This window comes from Zavarzinella formosa DSM 19928, assembly GCF_000255705.1.
GTDB lineage: Bacteria > Planctomycetota > Planctomycetia > Gemmatales > Gemmataceae > Zavarzinella > Zavarzinella formosa.
In genome coordinates this window covers 282,905-283,971 of record NZ_JH636449.1, presented here as the reverse complement: position 1 = coordinate 283,971, position 1,067 = coordinate 282,905, and the positions used below count along the sequence as shown (strand labels likewise).

At 53.5% G+C, this 1,067-nt stretch carries 1 rRNA gene (cut by a window edge); it reads left to right on the top strand.

Annotated features, from left to right (window positions below):
- Positions 1-155 precede the first annotated feature (155 nt).
- Positions 156-1,067, top strand: a 23S ribosomal RNA gene (locus BGIM_RS60780) (it continues 2,025 nt past the right edge of the window).

The window sequence follows — 1,067 nt, the reverse complement described above, 5'->3', positions numbered from 1 at the left end:
GAACAGAAGATTGGAATGTGATCAAGAATTTGAAGTGCCTTAGAATGGAAAGAACGAAGAGTTACGAAAGCCCGACAAATGCAATGTCGGGGCTAACGTGACGACACTTTGATCCGAGGCGGGCGGCGAAGGCCGGCCGGGGACGAAAGAAGTGTGGTCAAGCTAGTAAGGGCGTGTGGGGGATGTCTTGGCACTAGAAGGCGTAAGGGCGTGGAAGACTGCGAAAAGTCCGGGGGAGTTGTCAAACGAGCATTGATCCCGGAATTCCCGTGCAAACCCAGGGAACTGAAACATCTCATTACCTGGTGGAAGAGAAAGCAAAAGCGATTCCGTCAGTAGCGGCGAGCGAACGCGGAACAGCCCAAACCAGAGAGACTTGTCTCTCCGGGGTTGTAGGACCTCATTTAGGATCTGGAAGTCTAGCCGAACGGCCTGGGAAGGCCGGCCACAGCGAGTGACAGCCTCGTAGGCGACAGATTGAGAGACCGAGGGGTATCCTGAGTAGGACCATGCACGTGAAACGTGGTCTGAATCGGCGGGGACCATCCCGCAAGGCTAAATACTCTCTAGTGACCGATAGTGAACCAGTAGCGCGAGCGAAAGATGGGAAGAACCCCGACAAGGGGAGGACCGTGAACCTGAAACCACATGCCTACAAGCGGTGAGAGGCCTACGTCGCAAGACAGGCTGATCGCGTGCCTTTTGCATAATGATCCGACGACTTACCGTAACCGGCGAGACTAAGAGCTTATGGCTCGGAGTCGTAGTGAAAGCGAGCATGAACAGTGCGCCAAGTCGGCTGCGGTAGACGCGAAACCACGTGAACTACGCATGGTCAGGATGAAGGAGAGGTAACACTCTCTGGAAGACCGAACTCACTAGTGTTGAAAAACTAGGGGATGAACTGTGTGGAGGATTGAAAGTATCATCAAACGTGGAGATAGCTCGTTCTCTCCGAAATAACTTTAGGGTTAGCGTTCGAATAGTTGGCATCGGGGGTAGAGCGACTGAAATCGAACGGAGGCCTACCCGGCTATCCGTCGATACCAAACTCCGAATACCGATGC